Annotated in this window: 17 protein-coding genes; 8 read left to right on the top strand and 9 right to left on the bottom strand. The window is 74.4% G+C overall.

What is annotated here, in order from left to right; all coding sequences use genetic code 11:
• The first annotated feature begins 21 nt into the window (after positions 1-21).
• Together ACH4K1_RS11970 and ACH4K1_RS11965 are read left to right on the top strand one after the other, a co-directional pair.
• A complete protein-coding gene (locus tag ACH4K1_RS11970; protein ID WP_398088768.1) occupies positions 22-315 on the top strand; it encodes a DUF4229 domain-containing protein in 294 nt (97 codons plus the stop codon).
• A 408-nt stretch (positions 316-723) separates the two neighbouring features.
• The gene (locus ACH4K1_RS11965; RefSeq protein WP_398088766.1) at positions 724-2,127 is read left to right on the top strand and encodes a dicarboxylate/amino acid:cation symporter; all 1,404 of its coding nucleotides are present in this window, start codon (positions 724-726) and stop codon (positions 2,125-2,127) included.
• 88 nt (positions 2,128-2,215) lie between these two features.
• On the opposite strand, the gene ACH4K1_RS11960 is transcribed toward ACH4K1_RS11965, so the two are convergent.
• Positions 2,216-3,457 carry an alpha/beta hydrolase family protein gene (locus tag ACH4K1_RS11960; protein ID WP_398088764.1) on the bottom strand — a complete coding sequence of 414 codons (1,242 nt, stop codon included), beginning with the start codon at positions 3,455-3,457 and terminating at the stop codon, positions 2,216-2,218.
• Between the two features lie 211 nt (positions 3,458-3,668).
• Between ACH4K1_RS11960 and ACH4K1_RS11955 the strand changes: the two genes are divergently transcribed.
• Complete coding sequence (locus tag ACH4K1_RS11955; protein ID WP_228990697.1) at positions 3,669-4,313, top strand: TetR/AcrR family transcriptional regulator; 645 nt, start codon at positions 3,669-3,671, stop codon at positions 4,311-4,313.
• A 147-nt stretch (positions 4,314-4,460) separates the two neighbouring features.
• On the opposite strand, the gene ACH4K1_RS11950 is transcribed toward ACH4K1_RS11955, so the two are convergent.
• From ACH4K1_RS11950 to ACH4K1_RS11920, 7 genes are all read right to left on the bottom strand, one after another.
• Positions 4,461-4,967 (bottom strand): MarR family winged helix-turn-helix transcriptional regulator, encoded by a 507-nt coding sequence (locus ACH4K1_RS11950; RefSeq protein WP_398088762.1) that lies wholly within the window; start codon positions 4,965-4,967, stop codon positions 4,461-4,463.
• A 48-nt stretch (positions 4,968-5,015) separates the two neighbouring features.
• On the bottom strand, positions 5,016-5,426 hold the full coding sequence (locus tag ACH4K1_RS11945) for an STAS domain-containing protein (protein ID WP_398088760.1): 411 nt from the start codon (positions 5,424-5,426) through the stop codon (positions 5,016-5,018).
• On the bottom strand, positions 5,423-6,517 hold the full coding sequence (locus ACH4K1_RS11940; protein ID WP_398088759.1) for a B12-binding domain-containing protein: 1,095 nt from the start codon (positions 6,515-6,517) through the stop codon (positions 5,423-5,425). The genes ACH4K1_RS11945 and ACH4K1_RS11940 overlap by 4 nt, the downstream gene beginning before the upstream one ends.
• Positions 6,514-8,067: a PP2C family protein-serine/threonine phosphatase gene (locus tag ACH4K1_RS11935; RefSeq protein ID WP_398088871.1), complete on the bottom strand. Its 1,554-nt coding sequence runs from the start codon at positions 8,065-8,067 to the stop codon at positions 6,514-6,516. The genes ACH4K1_RS11940 and ACH4K1_RS11935 overlap by 4 nt, the downstream gene beginning before the upstream one ends.
• 317 nt (positions 8,068-8,384) lie before the next feature.
• Positions 8,385-9,581, bottom strand: a complete 1,197-nt coding sequence (locus ACH4K1_RS11930; RefSeq protein ID WP_398088757.1) for a PP2C family protein-serine/threonine phosphatase — start codon at positions 9,579-9,581, stop codon at positions 8,385-8,387.
• Positions 9,582-9,737: 156 nt separating this feature from the next.
• On the bottom strand, positions 9,738-10,655 hold the full coding sequence (locus tag ACH4K1_RS11925; RefSeq protein WP_398088869.1) for a MaoC family dehydratase: 918 nt from the start codon (positions 10,653-10,655) through the stop codon (positions 9,738-9,740).
• A gap of 5 nt (positions 10,656-10,660) precedes the next feature.
• A complete protein-coding gene (locus ACH4K1_RS11920; protein WP_398088755.1) occupies positions 10,661-11,983 on the bottom strand; it encodes a 3-oxoacyl-ACP reductase in 1,323 nt (440 codons plus the stop codon).
• Between the two features lie 109 nt (positions 11,984-12,092).
• Here ACH4K1_RS11920 and ACH4K1_RS11915 point away from each other — a divergent pair, with 109 nt between their 5' ends.
• Complete coding sequence (locus ACH4K1_RS11915) at positions 12,093-13,379, top strand: acetyl-CoA C-acetyltransferase (protein ID WP_398088754.1); 1,287 nt, start codon at positions 12,093-12,095, stop codon at positions 13,377-13,379.
• 344 nt (positions 13,380-13,723) lie between these two features.
• Positions 13,724-15,646: an AMP-dependent synthetase/ligase gene (locus ACH4K1_RS11910; protein WP_398088752.1), complete on the top strand. Its 1,923-nt coding sequence runs from the start codon at positions 13,724-13,726 to the stop codon at positions 15,644-15,646.
• Positions 15,647-15,715: 69 nt separating this feature from the next.
• Here ACH4K1_RS11910 and ACH4K1_RS11905 read toward each other — a convergent pair whose 3' ends face one another.
• Positions 15,716-17,134, bottom strand: coding sequence for a cytochrome P450 (locus tag ACH4K1_RS11905; RefSeq protein ID WP_398088751.1), 1,419 nt, complete (start codon positions 17,132-17,134; stop codon positions 15,716-15,718).
• A 322-nt stretch (positions 17,135-17,456) separates the two neighbouring features.
• Here ACH4K1_RS11905 and ACH4K1_RS11900 point away from each other — a divergent pair, with 322 nt between their 5' ends.
• The 3 genes from ACH4K1_RS11900 (at position 17,457) to ACH4K1_RS11890 (ending at position 20,117) form a co-directional block, all read left to right on the top strand.
• Positions 17,457-18,287 carry a M23 family metallopeptidase gene (locus tag ACH4K1_RS11900; protein ID WP_398088749.1) on the top strand — a complete coding sequence of 277 codons (831 nt, stop codon included), beginning with the start codon at positions 17,457-17,459 and terminating at the stop codon, positions 18,285-18,287.
• A gap of 184 nt (positions 18,288-18,471) precedes the next feature.
• A complete protein-coding gene (locus ACH4K1_RS11895) occupies positions 18,472-19,443 on the top strand; it encodes an MOSC domain-containing protein (RefSeq protein WP_398088747.1) in 972 nt (323 codons plus the stop codon).
• Between the two features lie 38 nt (positions 19,444-19,481).
• A complete protein-coding gene (locus ACH4K1_RS11890) occupies positions 19,482-20,117 on the top strand; it encodes a DUF6924 domain-containing protein (RefSeq protein WP_398088745.1) in 636 nt (211 codons plus the stop codon).
• Positions 20,118-20,318: the final 201 nt, after the last annotated feature.

Here is a 20,318-nt window from a genome sequence, read left to right as displayed (position 1 = left end):
CCCGGGAAGAGAGGGCCCACCGTGTCCGCTGCCAAGCCGAGCGCGATGATCCGTTACACGGCGTTGCGCCTGCTGATCTTCGTCGGCTGTTTCTTCGTCGCCGGTGTCGCCGTCCACTTCGGACTGGTCCCCTCCGGCCTCGGCGGCTCCAACACGGTCTGGGTGATCCTCCTCGGCCTCGTCCTCTCCGCCCCGCTCAGCTACGTGCTGCTGCGCAAGCAGCGCGACGAGATGTCCGAGCAGATCGTCACCACGGTCGACCGCACCAAGGCGCGCCTCGACGCCAACCGCGCCCGCGAGGACGCCGTTCAGTAAGGTTCCTCACACACGCGCGCGCCCGCGCGTACCGCCTTCCCCCAGGGCCCCGTACCGGAGCAGACCGCTCCGGTACGGGGCCCTCGGCGTGCCGGGGGCGGCGTACCGGGAGGAAAGCGCTCCCGCCGGGCCAAAGAAACGCTTTGAGCTTCTCAAAGTACAAGTGTTAACGTATGTGCCATGAAGACAGCTGTGCGCCTCCGTCATGCCGCGAGCACCCCGCTCGTGGCGCGCCTGCATGTCGATCTCTGCCGCTGTATGTCCGCGGTCTGTTGCCGCAACGTCTGATACGGCATCATGCAGCGGCGCCGCCCCCGGCGCGGGCGCCGCGACCCCGTCCCCGTTCCACCGCACGACCGCGTGGATGACCTCCGTGCGTTCCGATGCGATCCCCGTTGGAGTGTGTCCGTGTCCGCGTCCCCCGCGTCCGCCGCCCCCGAGGCCGAGCAGCCAGCCGGCTCCGGTCCCGGTTCCCGTCCCCGCATACCCCGCGTCCCGTTCTGGGTCCAGATCGTCGCCGGTCTGATCCTCGGTGTGCTGCTCGGCTGGCTGGCCCGCAGCCAGGAGCTCGGCTGGCTCGTCACCACCCTCGACGAGATCGGCTCGCTCTTCGTCCAGCTCCTCAAGCTGGCCGTGGCCCCGCTGGTCTTCTTCGCGATCCTGGTGTCGATCACCAACCTGCGCCAGGTCAACAACGCCGCCCGGCTGGCGACCCGCACCCTGCTCTGGTTCATGATCACCTCCCTGATCGCGGTCGCCATCGGCCTCGCGATCGGCCTGGTCACCAACCCGGGCTCCGGCACCGGCCTCACGCCGAAGGACGGCGCGCTCTCCGAGACCAAGGGCAGCTGGATCGACTTCCTGACCGGCATCGTCCCGGACAACGTGATCACGCCGTTCACCGAGCTGAACGTGCTCCAGATCGTGTTCATGGCCGCCGTCGCCGGTATCGCCGCGCTCAAGCTCGGCGAGAAGGCCCAGCCGATCCTCACCTTCAGCCAGGCGGTCCTGGAGCTGCTCCAGAAGGCCCTGTGGTGGGTCATCCGCCTCGCCCCCATCGGCACCGTCGGCCTCATCGGCTACGCCATCGCCGACTACGGCTGGGAGCTCATCGGCAAGTACGCGACGTTCACCGCCGACGTCTACATCGGCTGCGCCCTGGTGATGTTCGGCGTCTACCCGCTGCTCCTGGCCACCGTCGCCAAGGTCAGCCCGCTCCAGTTCTTCAAGGGCGCCTGGCCCGCCATCCAGCTCGCCTTCGTCTCCCGCTCCTCGGTCGGCACCATGCCGGTCACCCAGCGGGTCACCGAGCGCCTCGGCGTCCCGAAGGAGTACGCCTCCTTCGCCGTCCCGTTCGGCGCGACCACCAAGATGGACGGCTGCGCCGCGATCTACCCGGCGCTGGCGGCGATCTTCATCGCGCAGATCTTCGACGTGCAGCTGGGCATCGGCGACTACCTCCTGATCGCCTTCGTCTCCGTGATCGGCTCGGCGGCCACCGCCGGCCTCACCGGCGCGACGGTCATGCTGACCCTCACCCTGTCCACGCTGGGCCTCCCGCTGGAGGGCGTCGGCCTGCTCATGGCGATCGACCCGATCCTGGACATGATGCGCACCGCCACCAACGTGGCCGGCCAGGCGCTGGTCCCGGTGATCGTCGCGGCCCGCGAGAAGATCCTCGACCACGACGCGTACGCCACCGCCTCGGCCTCCCCGATCGACTCCCTCGACGACGACGCCGCCGACCGGCGCGACGAGGACCGGGACGCCGACCGCGAGGAGGTCCGCGACGCGGTGCCCGTCACCGCGTAGCGCCCGCCGCACACCCGACGGCGCCCCCGGGCCACCACGTACCCCGTACGTGGACGGCCCGGGGGCGCCGCCCTGTTCCCCCGGGCCGTCAGGGGCGCTGGAAGAGCACCTCGGGATGGGCCGCGCTCGGGCCGTCCAGCAGCCGGGCCGGCCGGCCGCGCAGGGACCGGTCGAAGAAGGCGGTCACGTAGGCGCGGGTGATCGTGGTCGAACGGGCGGCGGAGAGCGGCGCGCCCGGGTCCACGACGCCGAGCTGCTCCCCGATCTCCGGGGTGTCGGTGAAGGTGAAGTGGCCGGAGCCCCGGACCGTCAGCCACTGCTTGAAGCCGTCCAGCCGCGCCCAGCCCTCGTCCCAGGACGTGTCGCCCGCGCCGGGAGCGTGCTCCGGGTCGGTCCCCAGCATCAGGAAGGGCCGTCCGGCGAGCCCCCGGCGGGGGACCGGGTCGAAGAACGTGCCCTCCATGTCGACGCCCGCGTCCACCCGGCGGTCGGCCGCCATGGTGGAGGCGGCCGCGTTGCCCCCGATGGAGTGGCCCGCCATGCCCACCCGGCGCGGATCGACCGTCCGGGCGTGCCGCCACGCCGGGCGCGGGCCCGTCAGCCGGTCCAGCAGGAAGGAGAAGTCGGCGGCCCGCCCGGCGGAGACCGCGGCCAGCACCTTCCGCCGCCCGGCCTCGTCGGGCTGCGCGTCCACCGCGTCGCAGGCGGCGCACCGCAGGACCCGCCCGTCGGGCAGCTCCATGCCGGTGGTCTCGTACGGGTGGTCCGCGCTCGCCACGACGTATCCCCGGCTCGCCAACTCCTCCGCGAGCCCGGTCAGCGTGGCCCGGGGCGTACCGAAGCCGGGGGAGAGCAGCACCAGCGGGAACCGCCCCGGGGACGGGACGGCCGCCGTACGGGCGTGGGTCCGGGTGGCTCCGACCCGTCCGGGCCACGCCGGATCGTCGAGCCCGCGCTGCGCGAGCATCAGCCGGGCCTCCTCCTCGGCCATGTACGGGGCCGCCCCGCCACCGGTGCCGGGGCGGGCCGGATAGTGCAGCACCACCGACAGCCGGCGCGGCCCGGAGGCGGGCGCCCACGGGTCGGGGCGGGTGTGATCGGTGAGGAGGAGGGCGTCGCGCCCGGTGGCGTACGGGCCGGTGGGGCGGGGGAGCGCCAGTGCGGAGGGCGCGGCGGCGCGAGCGGCCGGGGCGGTCGCCGTCGCCGCCCCCGCCGGACCGGACGCCGAGGCGGGGGCGCTCGCCCCGGCCAGTGCGGCCACGGCGGCCATCGTCAGGGCCACGGCGGTGGCGGCGGCCCCGGACCGTCTGTCGCGAAGGATGATCGTCATCTCCGGCACGCTAGGCGCGGAGACCGGCGGCCCGCGTCGGACGTGGGGCCGAAGCGTGTAGTGCCACGGTAGGACGCGCCTCGTCCGGTGGTCGCAGAGGGCCCGCGCGCCGCGGCCGGGCCTTCCCCTTGATCACTCGCTGCGACGCGGGGCCGCCGACCGCCGTAGGGTGGACGGGGAGCAGGGCAGCGGGGGCGGGGAGGAACCGGACATGAGTGCTGTGAAGGGCAAGCGGATGCCGCGCGCCGTGCGCGAGCAGCAGATGATGGACGCCGCCGTGCGGACCTTCGGCCAACGCGGCTACCGGGCCGCCTCCATGGACGAGATCGCGGAGCTGGCGGGCGTCTCCAAACCGCTGGTCTACCTGTACCTGAACTCCAAGGAGGACCTGTTCTCCGCCTGTATCAAGCGCGAGGCGAACGCCCTGCTGGAGGCGGTACGGGCCGGGGCGGACCCGTCCCTGCCCGCCGACGCCCAACTGTGGGCGGGGCTGCGGGCGTTCTTCGTCCACACCGCCGAGCACCCGGACGCCTGGTCGGTGCTGCACCGTCAGGCGCGGTCGCACGGTGAACCGTTCGTCAGCGAGGTCGGCTCCATGCGGGACGAGATCGTCGCGTTCGTGACGGGGCTGATCGGGGCCGCCGCCCGCGAGGCGCACAGCGACCCCGCACTCGCCGACCGGGACGTGGCGGGGCTCGCCCAGGCCCTGGTGGGCGCGGCGGAGTCGCTGGCGGGATGGGCCAACGACACCCCGGACGTCTCGGCGCGGGAGGCCGCGGCGACCCTGATGAACTTCGCCTGGGCGGGGCTGGAGAACCTGATGCACGCCCGCCCGTGGACGCCGCCGGCCGACTGAGGGCGGCCCCGCCGGGGGCGCCGGGACGGCCTTCGGGGCTTTCTCGTTCGGATCGTGCCGGGCGCGCCGGTCCTCCCCACCGGGCCGGGCATGGCGGTCACGTTCCGCCGGACGCGCGCTGGGGGGCTCCGCCGCGTCGGCCGCCGATCAGGCCGCCGAGTGGCTGCCGGGGGTGTGGTGGTCCTCGGCGCGGCCGGTGGCGAGCTGGGCGCGCAACCCCGCCAGCCCCAGGGCCAGGGCGCCGCGTTCGCCGGGGGACATGTCGGCTATGGCCTGGTGGAGCACGGTGTCGCGCTGGGCGCGGATGCGTTGCAGGTGCTCCCTGCCGGTGGCGGTGAGCCGGAGCGCGATCTCGCGGCCGTTGTCCGGGCACGGCAGGCGTTCGAGGAAGCCGATGGCCTGCAGGCGGTCGCACATGCGGGTCACGGTCGGCGGCGCGGAGGCGAGGCGGTGGCACACGGTGCGCATGCGGACGCCCTCCTCGCCGTCGACGACGTACATCAGGCGGAGCTGGGAGGTGGAGCCGGGCGCGCTCATGCCCGCGGTGGCGTTCCTGGCGTGGTCCCACATCACGTCGAGGAGCTCGACGATCGAACTCGCGGCGTGGGCCGGGTCCTGCCCGGCCCCGCCGGCGGCGGCCTCTGGTGCGGTCATGGTTGCCCTCGGTGGGTGCTTCTGCCCGGTGGAGGGCCGGGCAGTGGCTCAGGTGGTGCCGTCCGGTCCGGTGGGACGGGGTGCTCCGGCGCCCTCCTCGGGGGCCGGGGGCGCCGGGGGCCGGGGCGGTGGCGCGGCCGTGAGGTGGTCCAGCGTACCGGTGAGGGCCAGGAGCCGTTCCAGCCGCGCGGGCCGGTCGTCCAGGTGCAGCCGCACCCCCGCCTCGGTGGTGCGGCGGGCGATCATCAGCAGGGCGCACAGCCCCATGGAGTCGACGGCGCCGACCTCCGCGCACTTCAGATGCAGATCGGTCAGGCCCGGCCGCGCGGCGAGCCGGGCGACGGCCTCCCGCACGAGGAGGTCGGCGTTGTCGTAGTCGAGGTCTCCGCGGAGCTCTATACGGACGCTGTCCTCCCCGTCGACCGCGGTGAGCTGGAGGGGGTGGGGGTGCGTGGTCATGCGGTGTTCCCGGAGGCGGTGGAGCGGACGGTGGTGAGGGCCCGGTTTCCGGCCCCGAGGACGCGGACGGCCCGGGGGAAGTCCTTGAGCTCGCGGGCCAGCAGCTCCAGGGCGGGCGGCAGGCTCGACGCGGGGACGCCCCGGGCCACCAGGATGTGCGCGGTCCAGGTGATGAACCGGGTGAAGAGGTCCTCGTCGTCGAGGTAGAGGGCGGTGGCCAGGAAGTCGACGATGTGCGCGAGGTCCTCGGCGGTGCGCTCGCGCTGGGCGTCGCTGTAGGAGCGCATCGCGGGGAAGGCGTCCTCCAGCGCGGTGAACACCTGGCGTACGAGTGCGGCGCCGCTGCGGGAGACCAGGGTGTACTCCTGGTCGGCCAGGTGCGGGAGGTCGTCGAACTGCTGGTGGTCCGGTTCCGGGCGGGGCGGCGGCTGCCGGGCGAGGAGGTCGGCGGCGGCGCGGGCGTCGGGGGCCCAGGCGTCGGCGCCCAGCCGCCGCGCGTACCGGCCCTCGGGTCCGAAGGCGGCCCCGCCGACGAGGACGGGAACGCCGATCGCCTGGCACGCGGTGATCGCCGCGTGCGCGGTGGGCAGCCGGGTGGGGATCGAGCTGGAGAGCGCCACCGCGTCGGCCCGGGTGCTGTGCAGGTGGACGATCAGGTGAGGGGTGGGGATCTGGGCGCCGAGGTAGTCGACCCGCCAGCCGCGCAGTTTCAGGACCTCCGCCAGCAGGCGGGCGGGCAGGCCGTGCCATTCGCCGTCCACGCAGGCCACGGTGACCCTGCCCCGGGTGACGGAGGTGCGGGCGGCGGGGTGCGTGCCCAGCGCGGCCACGACCCGTTCGTTGATGGCGGTCGCCGCGTGCTCCTGGGCGACGCTGATCCGGTTGGCCGCCCATTCCTCGCCGATCCGCTTCTGCACCCGGGCGACCACGTCCAGCAGGACGGTCTCCGGGTCGGTCCCGTCGTCGAGCAGGCGCAGGACCAGCTCGCCGGCCGCGTACTCGTTCCCGGTCGAGACGGCGTCCCACAGCGACTGCGCCGAGCGGTCGGCGTGTTCGGCGGAGGGGGCGCGGGGAGGGGTGCTCGTGCTCATGCGGTGAACCTGCCCCGGGTGTGGCCGTCCACCGCGCTCAGGTGGTGAGTGCGGGGCGCGGAGATCACGACGACGGCCATGTCGTCGTGCGGGCGGCCGCCCAGCCACTGGCCGGCCAGCATCTGCACGTGCTCCACGATGCCCTCGGCGGGCATGCCCGCGCAGTCGGCGAGCGCGCGCTTGAGCCGTTCGTCGCCGAACAGGTCGTCGCCCATCGGGCCGCCCCTGGCCTCGGTGATGCCGTCCGTGTAGAGGACGCAGGACTCCCCGGGCGCCAGGGTGACGGTGTCGGTGGTGCAGGCGATGGTGGGGATGGCGCCGATCAGGGTGCCGTGGGTGGCGGCCTCCTCGACCGTGCCGTCCGCGCGGACGATCAGCGGGCTGGGGTGGCCGCCGCTGGTGAGCTTGAGGTCCACGGTGTTGCCCCGGCGCCGGGCGGAGGCCAGGACCATGGTCGCGAAGCGGGTGTGGTGGGAGCTGAGCATCGAGGTGTTCAGCAGGTCGAGCATCCGCTGGTGGTCGTCGGCCAGGGGCAGCAGCGCGTGCAGCGTGTTGCGGATGCGGCCCGTCAGCACGGCGGCCTCCAGGCCCTTGCCGCACACGTCCCCCAGCAGGGCCAGGGAGGCGTCGCCCTCGTCGGCGGCGGGGTGCACGTCGTAGAAGTCGCCCCCGATGCGCTCGTGGTCGGCCGAGGGCCGGTAGCCGCCGGCGAAGTCCACCCCGCAGACCCGGTGCAGGGCCGGGGGCAGGAGTTCCCGCATCAGCAGGTCGCTGATCGAGCTCTGCTCCGCGTACAGCCGGGCGGCCGACATCCCCGCGCCCGCGCGGGCGGCGAACAACCGGGCGAAGATCTCCTCCTCCTCGCTGAAGGCGGTGGCGTCGGCCTTGCGCAGCAGGATGAGGGCCCCGGCGGGGACGCCGTGCCCGGGCAGCGGGGTGATCACGATCGAGCCGACCGGCCCCATGCTCTCGGGCACCATCCACGCGGGGGCCGTGGTCGGGTCGATCCACCGCGAGGGCACCGGCGGGAACCCGCGCAGCGCCTCCCCCAGCCCCGGCACGGAGTCGGGGTCCACCGTCACGGTGGCCGTCTCGGGGTCGCCGCCGCGCAGGCAGGTCACCGCGGGCAGCCGCTGCCCTCGCGCCGGTGCGATCACGAGGGCCGCGTCGGCGAGTTCCTCGGCGGCCATCCGCGCCGCCACGTCCATGCAGCGCTCCAGGTTGAGGGAGGACAGCAGAGCGCTGGACGCCTTCGCGAGGAACGCGCTGCGCTCCTGCTCCCTGTGCAGAGCCTCCCGGACGAGCCGGTAGTCGGTGGCGTCCACCAGCCACCACGCCGCCGAGCCGTCCTCCCGTACCGTGGGGTGCGCCTCGAAATGGCGTCCGGCGATGGACCCGGCGGGCGCCCGGCCGGTCTCCGGCGCGGTGCGCCGACCGGGGGTGCGCAGCCCGGCGTGTGCGTCGCGGAGCCACTCCGGGACCACCTCCGCGAGCGGCGCACCGGGGACGGCGGCGGGCAGCACCTGCCCCGCCGCCTCGTTGCACCGCACCACCAGGTCCTGGGCGTCGGCGATCAGTACCGGGTAAGGGGCCCGGCCCCAGGGGAAGTCCGGGTGTGTGTCCGCAAGGGTTCGCACTTGGGTGGAAGCCACATATCGAGGGCCCGCTGGGCGGACCCCTCACCTCATCAACTAGACGATTGCCTTGAGGCAACCTTCCCTCACGCCGTCCCCCCTTGACAACCCGGGCCCCGGCGGAGCGGGAGGCCCGGGGCAGAAGGTCGCAGAGTCTTCACCCGCTGACCACATACCCCGGGACGCGCGATCCACCGCGCGGCGCCGCCCTCACGGCCGGGGCGGCGCCGCCCTCACGGCCGGGCCGGCCCGGCGGCGTCGCGCCCGTGCCAGTCCAGGCACATCACGAGGGAGTCGTCCGCCGCCGGGCCGGAACCCCGGTGGCCCAGCAGCTCCTGGAGCATCACCCGGGGCACTTGGGGGGCGGGCAGCAGACGCGTGCTGTTGATCGACGCGGCCAGCGCCCGGAGGCTGTACTTCTCGCCGGCCGGGGAGAGCGCGTCGTAGACGCCGTCGCTGATGAACAGCAGGCGGTCACCGGGCAGGACCTGGAAGCGCTGCGCGACGTAGTCGGTGTCCTCGAACATCCCCAGCGGCATCTGCGCCTCGAACTCGATCGGCTCCACCACGCCCCCGCGCACCCGCCACACCCGGGGCGAGCCCGCGTCGACGACCTCCACCTCCCCGGTCGGCAGGTGGAAGCGGAAGAGCAGGGTCGAGAGGTACTGCTCCCCCCGGTACTGCCCGTACACCGCCTGGTCGGCCAGGTACGCCTGGTCGCTCAGGCTCAGGCCGGCGCGGCGGGCGTTGCGCAGGGCGTTGACGCAGAGGTTGGTCAGCAGGGCGGCGTCGATGCCCTCGCCCATGCCGTTGCTGACGGTCACGTACAGGTCGTCGGCCGAGGCCGACCAGTCGAAGCTGTCGCCGAAGATCGCGTAGGCGGGCTCCAGCTGCGCGCCGAGGCTGTACTCGGCCCGGGCGCAGGAGCGGCCGGGCAGGAGCTGCCACTGCATCTCGGCCGCCAGGGTCAACCGCTCCGCCCGCCGCGCCTGGAGGAAGAGGTCGGTGTCCCGCTCGGCGACGACCACCTCGTGCGCCAGGGCGTCGGCGCACTCCTGGAGGTCCGCCAGCACGTCCGCCGCCGGTCCCTCGCCCCCGGCCGCCGGCAGGGTGACGCTGAGGATGCCCAGCCGGTCCCCCCGGACGCTGACCGGGAGGTGCGCCGTCACCGTGGACGCCGGACGGTCGTGCACGCAGTACGGCTCCTGCGCTCCGAACGCGCGGCCCGGGGCGCTGTCGTGCACCGGGACCGGTGACCGGGTGTGCGGCAGGACGCCGACGGGCTGCAGCCGGGTCATCGCGTAGTCGACGAGCAGCAGGTCCACCGTCAGCGCGCCGTGCCGGCGCTCGACCAGGGACCGGACGACGTCGAAGATCTCGTGGGGCGCGGCCTCGCGCAGGGCGCGCTCGACCGCGCTGGGTCTGTCCACCGGTACCGGACCTGCTTTCTCGCACATGTGTTCACCGGGCGGCGTCGGCGACGGCCGGCCGGAGCGGGCGGGAGCCCACAGGGGAGTGTCACACGTGCGCGGTGGGGCTCCCGGACGCGGTGGCGGGTCCGGGAGCGGGCCGCCGGCCCCGTACGCCTACGCCTTCCGGGCCACCGACCCCACGAGGTGGACGCGTCCCCCGGGCCCGCGCAGCGCGAAGGCGCGACCGGAGGCGTCGGCCGCGTACGTCACGGCGGCCGGCAGCAGGACGGGGGCCCTGAACTCCACCCGTACGGTACGGATGCCGACCGGGTCGGCGGCCTCGGCCAGGCAGCGGGCGGCCGTCCACATGCCGTGCGCGATGGCCCGGGGGAAGCCGAACGGCTTGGCGGTCAGCGGGTGGAGGTGGATCGGGTTGCGGTCCCCGGAGACGGCCCCGTACCGCCGCCCGAGATCGCCGGGCAGCGTCCACTCGGCGCGGGCGGGCAGCTCCTCGGGGGCGGGGCCGGCGGGGGCGGGGCGCTCTGCGGCGGCGGGTGAGGGGCCCGCCGGCCGGTCCGCCGCCGGGTCTGCCGCCGGGTCCGCCGCCGGGTCCGTCACCGGGTCTGTCACCGGGCGGGAGGTCGCGTGGCGGGAGAGGTAGCCGCTGCGGGACGCCCACACCAGCTCCCCGGCCACCCGCGCCTCGGTCGCCATCGTGACCTCGGAGCCCCGGCGGTGCGGGGACAACTTCTCCGCGTACACCGTCAGTTCGAGCGGTTCTTCCGGGCGCACGGGCCGGTGCGGGGTGATCTCGATCCAGGTGTGGACGAGCCCGAGCACCGGCAGCGGGAAGGCCCGGCCGGTCATCAGCCGCAGGGTGTCCGGGAAGGCCAGCACGTGCGGGTAGGTGAGCGGGAGCGTCCCGGTCTCCGGGAATCCGCAGATCCCGGCGTACGCGGCGAGGGGCCCCGGTGCGACGGGCGCGGCGGGGCGGGTGCGACGGTCCGGGGGCAGTGCGGCGTCCGGCCGTCCGGCGCGCTTGAGCGGTGAGGAGAGGGCTCCGCGTAGGAGCGAGGCGCTGAGCGAGGCCACCGGTCTCACGCCCCCAGCAGGCTCTGGCCGCAGACGCGCAGCACCTGGCCGTTGACGGCGGCGGAGCCGGGCTGCGCGAACCAGGCGACGGTCTCGGCGACGTCCACCGGGAGCCCGCCCTGGGAGAGGGAGTTCATCCGCCGGCCCGCCTCGCGGATGAGGAGCGGCACGGCGGCGGTCATCTTCGTCTCGATGAACCCGGGGGCCACCGCGTTGACGGTGACGCCGTGCTCGGCGGCGGCGCGGGGGCCGAGCGAGCGGACCAGGCCGATGATCCCGGCCTTGCTGGCGGCGTAGTTGGTCTGGCCGTCGTTGCCCGCGATGCCCGCGATGGAGGCGGTGGCGACGATCCTGCCGCCCCGGTTCACCGTGCCCGACGCCAGGAGTTCGTCGGTGGTGCGGAGCACGCTGTCGAGGTTGACCTCCACGACCTGCGCCCACCGTTCGGCCGGCATGTTGGCGAGGCGGCGGTCGCGGGTGATGCCCGCGTTGTGGACGAGGACGTCGAGCCCGTCCGGGGCGGCGGCGGCGATGCGGGCGGCGGCGTCGGGCGCGGTGATGTCCAGCGGCAGCGCGGTGGCCCCGAGCCGGTCGGCGGTGCGCACCAGGTCGTCCTGGGCCCCGGGGACGTCCAGCACGACGACCCGTGCCCCGTCGCGGGCCAGGACCGAGGCGACGGACGCGCCGATGCCCCGGGCCGCCCCGGTGACCAGGGCGGTACGCCCGGCGAGCGGCGCCTCGTGGTCGGCCACCGGGTCCGGGGCGGCGGCGGTCAGCTCGATCACCTGGCCGCTGACGTAGGCGGAACGCGGCGAGAGGAGGAAGCGGAGGGTGGACTCGGCGGCCGTCGGCGCGGCCCCGGCCGGGAGGCGCACCAGCTGTGCGGTCGAGCCGCGCCCGACCTCCTTCCCCAGCGACCGGACGAAACCCTCCAACGCCTGCTGGGCAGCGGCCTGATGGTGGTCCTCGGGGGACGGGGGCGTGCCGATGACGACGATCCGGCCACCGGGAGCGAGCGACCGTACGACCGGGTGCAGGGCCGCGTGCACCTGGGCGAGGCCCCGGGCGGAGGCGACCCCGGTGGCGTCCAGCACGATCCCGGCGGGGCGCTCGGCCCGCGCCTCGACGGTGAGGCCGGTGGCCGCCAGCACCTTCGCCAGCTCGCCCCCGATCGCCGACTCTCCGGCGGTCAGGTGCAGCAACGGCCCGTCCAGGCGCGGCGTTTCCCGGCTCCAGCGGCGCAGGGGGACGGGCTGCGGCAGACCGAGCCGACGGGTGAGGAAGCGGCCGGGTGCGGTGCCGGTGAGGTGCAGATAGCGATCGGCCATTGTCCTGACTCCCTGCTCGGTCGTAGATTTACTCTTGAGTAAGGTTACTCAAGAGTCAGGAGCTGGTCGAGATGAACGATTCCGGACCGACCCAGACGAGAGGGACACGATGACGCGTTCGCGCCCGTTCGTTCCGCTCCCCGTGCCGCAGCCGCGCCGCGTCGCGGTGATCGGCGGCAGCCGCACCCCGTTCGCCCGCTCCGACGGTCCGTACGCCACCGCCTCCAACCAGGACCTCCTGACGGCCGCGCTCGACGGCCTGGTGGCACGCTACGGCCTGGCCGGGCAGCGCGTCGGGGCTTTCGTCGCGGGCGCGGTCCTCAAACACAGCCGCGATTTCAATCTGGCCCGCGAGACCGTCCTCGGCTCCGCCCTCGATCCCCGTACCCCCGCCTACGACATCCAACAGGCGTGCGGCACCGGCCTCCAGGCGGTCGTCGCCGCCGCGAACGCCATCGCGCTCGGCTCCGTCGACTCGGCGGTCGCGGGCGGCTCCGACACCACGAGCGACGCCCCGCTCGGCGTCAACGACGAGCTGCGCCGCATCCTGCTCGCCGCCCGCCGCGCGAAGTCGGCCGGAGCCCGGCTCAAGGCCCTGTCCGCCGTACGCCCCCGCCACCTGGTCCCGGACATACCCCGCAACGCCGAACCCCGCACCGGCCTGTCGATGGGCGAGCACGCCGCCGTCACCGCCCGCCGCTGGGGGGTCACCCGCGAGGACCAGGACCTGCTGGCCGCCACGAGCCACCAACGGCTGGCCGCCGCGTACGAACGGGGCTTCCTGGACGACCTGGTGGTCCCCCACCGGGGGCTGGACCGCGACCAGAACCTGCGCCCGGGATCGACGGTGGAGAAACTGGCAGCCCTGAAGCCGGTGTTCGGGATCTCCGGGCCCGACCCGACCATGACGGCGGGCAATTCGACGCCGCTGACGGACGGCGCGGCGACGGTCCTGCTGGCGAGCGAGGAGTGGGCGCGTGAGCGCGGTCTCGAACCGCTGGCGTACCTCTCCCTGCACGAGACGGGCGCGGTGGACTACGTGGACGGCGACGACGGCCTCCTCATGGCCCCCGCGTACGCGGTGCCGCGCCTGCTGGAGCGCGCCGGGCTGGGGATCGAGGACTTCGACCTGGTGGAGATCCACGAGGCGTTCGCCTCCCAGGTGCTGGCCACCCTCGCCGCCTGGGAGAAGCAGGGCCTGGCCCCGGTGGACCGCGCCCGCCTGAACGTGGCCGGCTCCTCCCTGGCCACCGGCCACCCCTTCGCCGCGACCGGGGCCCGGATCGTGGCGACGCTCGCGAAACTCCTGGCGGAACGGGAGGGGCCGGGCCGCGGCCTGATCTCGATCTGCGCGGCGGGCGGACAGGGGGTGACGGCGATCCTGGAGCGGCCGTAGCGGCCGTAGCGGCGGTAGGGGCTGTAGGGGCCTGGCGGTCCTGGTGGCCGTTGGGGGGTCCGTCCCCCGGCCCTGGAAGGGCCGTGCCGACCCCCCTGGCGGCCGTGGGGCTCCGCCCTTTTCGGCCGGGAGCGGCCGGAGGAGCCGTGGCGGCCGCAGGGGCCCGACCCCTCGCGGCCCCGGAGCGGCCCGTCCGCCCCCGCTTCCCCTTCCCCGGGGCCACCGCCCGGCCCGCAGCACCCGCTCCGCCCGCAGTACCCGCCGTCCCCGCTCTGCCCGCAGCACCCGCCGGACGGACGACCCGGCGAACCGACCCGCCCGACCCCCGAACCGAGGAGCCGCACGTGTCCACGCCGCCTTCCGCCTCCGCGACCCCCACGCCCCCCGGCCCCGTCCTGGTCGAACCGACGAAGAAGCGCGGCCCGGACGGCCGGGTCCAGGAGGTCTCCGTACCGGCGTTCGCCCCGGCCGTGCGGCACGGTTCGCTCGCCGAGATCCCCTTCGACAACGCCCGCGAGGCCCCGGCGGCCCCGGTCCTCAGCCGCAAGGACGCCGAGGGCGGCTGGCAGGACGTGAGCGCCGCCGACTTCGCCGCCGAGGTGCAGGCGGTGGCCAAGGGCCTGATGGCGGAAGGGCTCCGGGCGGGCGACCGGATCGCGATCATGGCCCGCACGACGTACGAGTGGACGCTGCTGGACTTCGCCGCGTGGGCGGCCGGACTGGTGACGGTCCCCATCTACCCCACCTCCTCCGCCTTCCAGGCCCGGTGGATCCTCCAGGACTCCGGTGCGGTGGCGTGCGCGGTGGAGACGAAGGAACAGGGCCGCCTGATCAGCCAGGAGCGCAAGCAGCTCGGCGATCTGGCGCACCTGTGGCAGTTCGCCACGGGGGCGATCGGCCACCTGAAAACCCTCGGGAAGGACATCCCGGACGCTGCGGTGGCCGCCCGACGGGCCGCCCTGGAACCGGACGCCCCCGCCACCCTGATCTACACCTCGGGCACCACGGGCCGCCCGAAGGGGTGCGTCCTGACCCACGGCAACTTCTTCGCCGAGGTCGACAACGCGATCGAACTCCTGCACCCCGTCTTCAAGTCGGTCTCCAAGGACCCGGCCTCCACGCTCCTCTTCCTGCCCCTCTCGCACGTCTTCGGCCGCATGGTGGCGATCGGCTGCCTGCGGGCGAGGGTGCGGCTGGGCCACGCCCCCTCCATCCAGACGGAGGACCTGCTGGCCGACCTGGCCGGCTTCCGCCCGACCTTCCTCCTCGCCATCCCGTACGTGCTGGAGAAGGTCTACAACACGGGCCGGGCGACCGCCGAGAAGATGGGCCGGGCATCGTCGTTCGACCGGGCGGCCCGTATCGCCCAGCGGTACGGCAAGGCGGTCGAGGCCGCCGAGCACGGTACCGGCCCCGGGCCCGGCCTCGGCCTGCGCGCCGCCCGCGCCCTGTACGACCCGCTGGTCTACCGCCGCATCCGGGCCGCGCTGGGCGGGAAGGTCCGGTACGTGATCTGCGGCGGCTCCCCGCTGGGCCGCCGGCTCGCCGCTTTCTACGAGGGGGCGGGCATCGGCGTCTTCGAGGGGTACGGCCTCACCGAGACGACGGCCGCCCACACGGTGACCCCGCCGCTCAAACCCCGCCTGGGCACGGTGGGCTGGCCGCTGCCCGGGACCTCGGTGCGCATCGCGGAGGACGGAGAGGTGCTGCTCAAGGGCGGCCAGGTGTTCCGGGGCTACTGGGACGGCGGCCGGGCGGAGGCGGCCCCGGCGCTGCTGGCGGACGACTGGTTCCCCACGGGCGACCTGGGCGCGCTGGACGAGGACGGCTACCTGACCATCACCGGCCGCAAGAAGGACATCATCATCACGTCGGGCGGCAAGAACGTCACCCCGGCCCCGCTGGAGGACTGGCTGCGCGCCCACCCGCTGGTCAGCCAGTGCATGGTGGTCGGCGACAACCGCTCGTTCATCACCGCCCTGATCACCCTGGAGCCGGACGGGCTCCAGCACTGGCTCCGGATGACCAAGAAGCAGGGCGTCCCGATGCGGGAGCTGATCCACGACGAGGAGCTGCGCACCTCGCTCCAGAAGGCGGTGGACGAGGCGAACCGCCTGGTCTCCCGCGCGGAGTCGATCCGCAAGTTCGCGGTCCTGCCCGTGGACTTCACGGAGGAGAAGGGCCATCTGACCCCGTCGCTGAAGCTGAAGCGGGAGGCGATAGCGCGGGACTTCGCGGCGGAGATCGAGGAGTTGTACCGGAAGTGAGCGGCGGCGGGGCCGGTCGGCTCCCTCGTCACAGCTCCTCGGGGAGCGACCGGGACGCCTTGTGGCCGGTCAGGGGCGCGGGGCGGGGGCGGTGTGCTCGTCGGGGCCGGGCCGGGACTGCGCCGCCCCGGCCCCGGCGGGGTGCGGGCCACGGGGCGCGGCGACCATGGACAGGCCCTTGGGGGTGGGGGTGAGCTCCAGGCTGACACGGACCTTCCTGCCGGGCCGGGCCATGCGAAAGGTCCGTGCCCGGACCAGGGCCGCCAGGGCGACGGGCACCAGGATGTCGGCCGCCGCCGCGCCGGGGCAGTAGCGCGGCCCCAGCCCGTAGGTGAACACCGAGGCGGGGGAGAGCGGCGGCTGCGCGTCGGGCGACCAGCGCAGGGGGTCGAACTCGTCCGGCCGCGCGTAGCGGGCCGGATCACGGCGCAGCGCCCCCAGCGGCAGGGTCACCACCGCGCGGGCGGGCAGGTTCTGCCCGCCCAGGCAGGTGGCGTGACGCGTGCGGCGGACCAGGAACGGAATGCCGTGGACGCGCGTGACCTCCGTGATGAAACCGGTGGTACGGACCAGCAGTTCGGGCCGGACGGCACCGGTGGGACCGCCCGCGCCGAGGACGGCGTCGGCCTCGGCCCGGAGCGCTTCCTGGTGGTCGGGGTGGCGGCCCAGTTCGTAGCAGGACCAGGCGAGGGTTCCGGTGGTGGTCTCGATGCCCGCGAGGAGGAGCGCGTACAGATCGTTCAGCACCTCGTCCCGCTCGTCACCGGCGGCACGCTTGAGGAGGGAGACGACATCGCCGCCGTCCGGGTCCGGGCGGTGGTTGTCGTACACCTCGCGGGCGGCCCGGTCGAGCGTCGCGGCCGCACGGCGGAAGGCGCGCTGCCGGGGCGCGGGCAGCCACGGCCACGGCGACAGCGTGTACTTCCAGATCATCCCGGCCGACACCGCGGAACGGGACCGGGCCAGCGCGGCCAGGGTCTCCGGGGAGAGTGTGCTGTTCAGCACGGACTCCACGAGGAGCCCGGTCGCGAACCGGCCCATCTCGAAGCGCATGTCCACGGGGCGGTCGGAGGGGATGGCGGCGAGCAGCCGCCCGCTCCGGGACCGCACGGACGTTCCCAGATCCGCCAGGCGGAGAGCGGCCAGCGCCGGCCGCATCATCGCGCGCCGCTCCCGGTGGGGCCGGCCCTCGGTCCCGGTGAGCCCTCGCCCGGCGACCTCCTTGAGGCACGGGTCCGTGCCCCAGAACTGGAAGACCTCCTCCGTGCTCCCGACCTTCCGGATGAGGGAGGGGTCGTTCATCTGGAAGGCGACCGCCGGACCGGTCTTCGTCCTGAGGACGGGCCCCGCCTGCTGGAGTTTCACCGCGAGGTTCGCCGGGTCCAGCCAGAAGCGCAGGGAGCGGGAGTACGCGATACCCGGCTCCTTCTTCGCGGCCGGAAGCGCGGGCGGGGCCGGGGGCGTCCCGGAATCCTTCGCGTCGGACATGTTCTCCAGCCTCCTCGGGCTCTCACCTGTTGCAGGGCTGCCCCCGGCGGTTCAGGCACGGTCGGCGGCGACGTCGGCATCGGCACGGGAACGGGGATTCTCCGGTACGGGGCGATATCAGGCCGCGTATGCGAACGAGGAGCGACCGTAAAGGACACGCCGGTCCTCCGGTCCGGGGAGGGGCCCACCGGGCCGGCGGCGGTCTGTCGCGCGTGCCGAAGCTGCGGCATCCTGGTGACCGCTCAACCCGCGTAGATCCACGGGCACTTCGTCACCAGCACCTCTCCCGCCACGGTCCGGCCGTCGACCCCGGAGGATTCCGATGCGCTCACCCCGTACCTGTCTCCTGGCCCTTCTCGCCCTCCTCGGAGGGCTGCTCACCGTCACCGCCGCCGCCGGCCCCGCGGCGGCCGCACCCAACTTCAAAGCGCCGTACGGCTGCGGCCAGCAGTGGAGCTACAGCCACCACTCCGCCGAGGTCAGACAGGCTCTCGACTTCGTCCGCACCGACGGCGGGGGCACCGCGGGCTCACCGGTCCTCGCCTCGGCCGCCGGAACGGCGTACCGCTACTCCCAGCCGAGCGGCGCGGGCAACTACATCGCGATCGAGCACGGCGGCGGCTGGAAGACGTACTACTTCCACCTCGCCGCGTTCTCCGTCGCCCACGGGGCCCAGGTCGCCCAGGGGCAGCGGATCGGCACCACCGGCTCCACCGGGAACAGCTCCGGCGCGCACATCCACTACGAGCAGCTGTACAACGGCGTCGGCCAGACCATCGTCATCAACGGCCGCTCGCTCGCGCCGTATCCGGGCGCGTACCACAGCAAGTACCTGACCAGCGACAACGGTTGCGGGGGCGGAACCGGGAAGTACTGGGTCGACACCTTCGCCGACGCCACCGGCTACGCCGCCGCCGGTACGGTGGACGCCCAGGGCATCCTCAAGGCCGGTACGAACTACGTGTACTGCAAGGTGTGGGGCGCGCGGGTCGGCACGGCGACCCAGTTCAACCACTGGTGGCTGCGCACCGACCTGGACGTCGTGTACGCGGGCAAGAACGGCCGCAACGCGTACGTCTCGGCGTACTACCTCTCCCGCTGGGGCAACGACGAGGCCCGCGACAACAACGGGACGGTGATCCCGAACTGCTGACGCGGGCCGGGCGACAGCCGCCCGCGGGGGAGCGGGACCTCCGCCCGCGGGTGCGCGGGCCGGGCACGGCAACCCGTCCCGTCCCCGGCCCGGCGCCCTCCCCGCCGCTCACCGTCCGGCACTCTTGCTGTACGGGCCCGGCGGCAGCAGACGCGCGGGCGGGGCGTCACGGAGGAGAGGCCGCATGGCCACGGTCGTCGATCTGATCACCTACCCCGTCAAGGGGTGCGCGGGAACGTCCGTGAGCAGCACGCGGCTGACCCCGGCCGGTCTCGCGCACGACCGCACCTTCATGGTCGTCGGCACGGACGGGGTCTACCGCACCCAGCGCCGCGACCCGCGCCTCGCCCTGGTCCGGCCCACCATCAGCGCGGACGGCAGCCGGCTCGTGCTCGCTTCCCCCTCCGCCGCTTCCCCCTCCGCCGCTTCCCCCTCCGCCGCGTCCCCCTCCGCCGCGTCCGCGTCCGCCCCGTCCGCCGCCGATCCGGGGAGCGGTGGCGGGGCGGGGCACGGGGAGGTGCACGTGGACGTCACCACCTCCGCGCCCCGGCGCGACGTGGACCTGTTCGGCGTGACGTACCGGGGCATCGACCAGGGCGACGAGGCCGCCGCCTGGCTCTCGGACTTCCTCGGCGTCCCGAGCCGCCTGGTCCGCGTGCCGCCGGAGCACGACCGGAGGACCGACGGACTGACCCCCGGCACCTCCGGCTACGCGGACAGCGGCGCCGTCCACCTGCTCTCCCGCGCCTCCCTCGCCCACCTGCGCACGCGGCTGGCGGAGCGCGGCGCGGCCCCTGTGGCCATGGACCGCTTCCGTCCGAACATCGTCGTCGGCAGCCGTCCCGAGGGGCGCCGGGCGGAAGGCCGGGCGGGGGAGTGGGCGGCGGCACCCCACGCCGAGGACCGCATCCGCCGGATGGCCATCGGTTCGGCGGAGCTGGGCTACGCCAAGCTCGCCGTGCGCTGCGCGGTCACCCTGGTCGACCAGGAGGCCGGGGTCCGGGGCGGTCCGGAGCCGCTGCGGACGCTCGCGGACTACCGGCGGGCGCCGTTCGGCGGCGTGGTGTTCGGCGCGAAGTTCTCCGTGACGCGGCCGGGCAGGCTGTCGGTGGGCGACGAGGTGGCCGTGGCGGAGTGGGGCGACGCGGAGGCGTGACGGCAGGACCCGGGTGGGGGCGCGGGGCGTGATCAAAGGTGTCCACCAGGGATTTCGGGCGGTTGTCGGTGACGCGTGAGAAGGTCCGGGCAGAAGGCCGAAGGGTCGCGGAGACCGTCGAGGCCGGGAGACGGACCAGGGAGGGCGGGGCGCGGATCGTGGACGGGTTGCCGGAGATCGTTCGGGACGACGAGGGGGCGCCGCTCGTCATCCGGACCGACTACACCGATGACGCGGCGTGGCGGGAGGTCGTCGCCGCGCTGGAGCGGGCCGTCGAGGGGGAGCGGAGCTGGGAGCCGGCGGTGCACCTCGTCGAGGACCGACGGTGGGAGGGGGTCGCCGAGGACGCGGCCCTCACCGCCGCGGCGCGGGACGAGGAGCTGTGCGTGGTGTTCCTCGCCGACGACGTCACCATGCGGTCGCCGCTGCGTCCCCTGCTCGCGCTCGACCTCGGTGCGGACGACGATCAGGATCTCGACCCGGTGTACTACCGGGAACTCGTCGACTCCCCGCCGCCCCGCGCGGTGCGCGTCGTGCCGGACGCCGTCCATATGGTCCACGGGAACCTCCAACTCGCCAACGTGGACTTCCCGGAGTTCGTGGAGGACGCGTCGGCCGATCCCGACGGGGTCGTACGGGACGTGACGGCTCCCTCCGCCGGGACCGGGGACTGAGACGGCCGGTCGCACGCATGCCGGGGGCCGCCCGGCGCCGCATCCGTGGAGGAGAGCCCCGGTCGCCGGGGCGCGGGTGGTCCCGATGCGCTGCCCCCCGACCCTCAGGCCGAGGCCCACGCAATGTTCCGCAGGGTGCCCGAAGCCCGCGGCCCCCGGCGCGGACGGTCGCGCTCGGCTGACGTCCTCCGCCCGGAGCCG

It is taken from the genome of Streptomyces sp. NPDC017448, assembly GCF_044330565.1.
Taxonomy (GTDB): domain Bacteria; phylum Actinomycetota; class Actinomycetes; order Streptomycetales; family Streptomycetaceae; genus Streptomyces.
The sequence above is the reverse complement of the archived record's forward strand: the minus strand, read 5'-3'. Positions and strand labels throughout refer to the sequence as shown.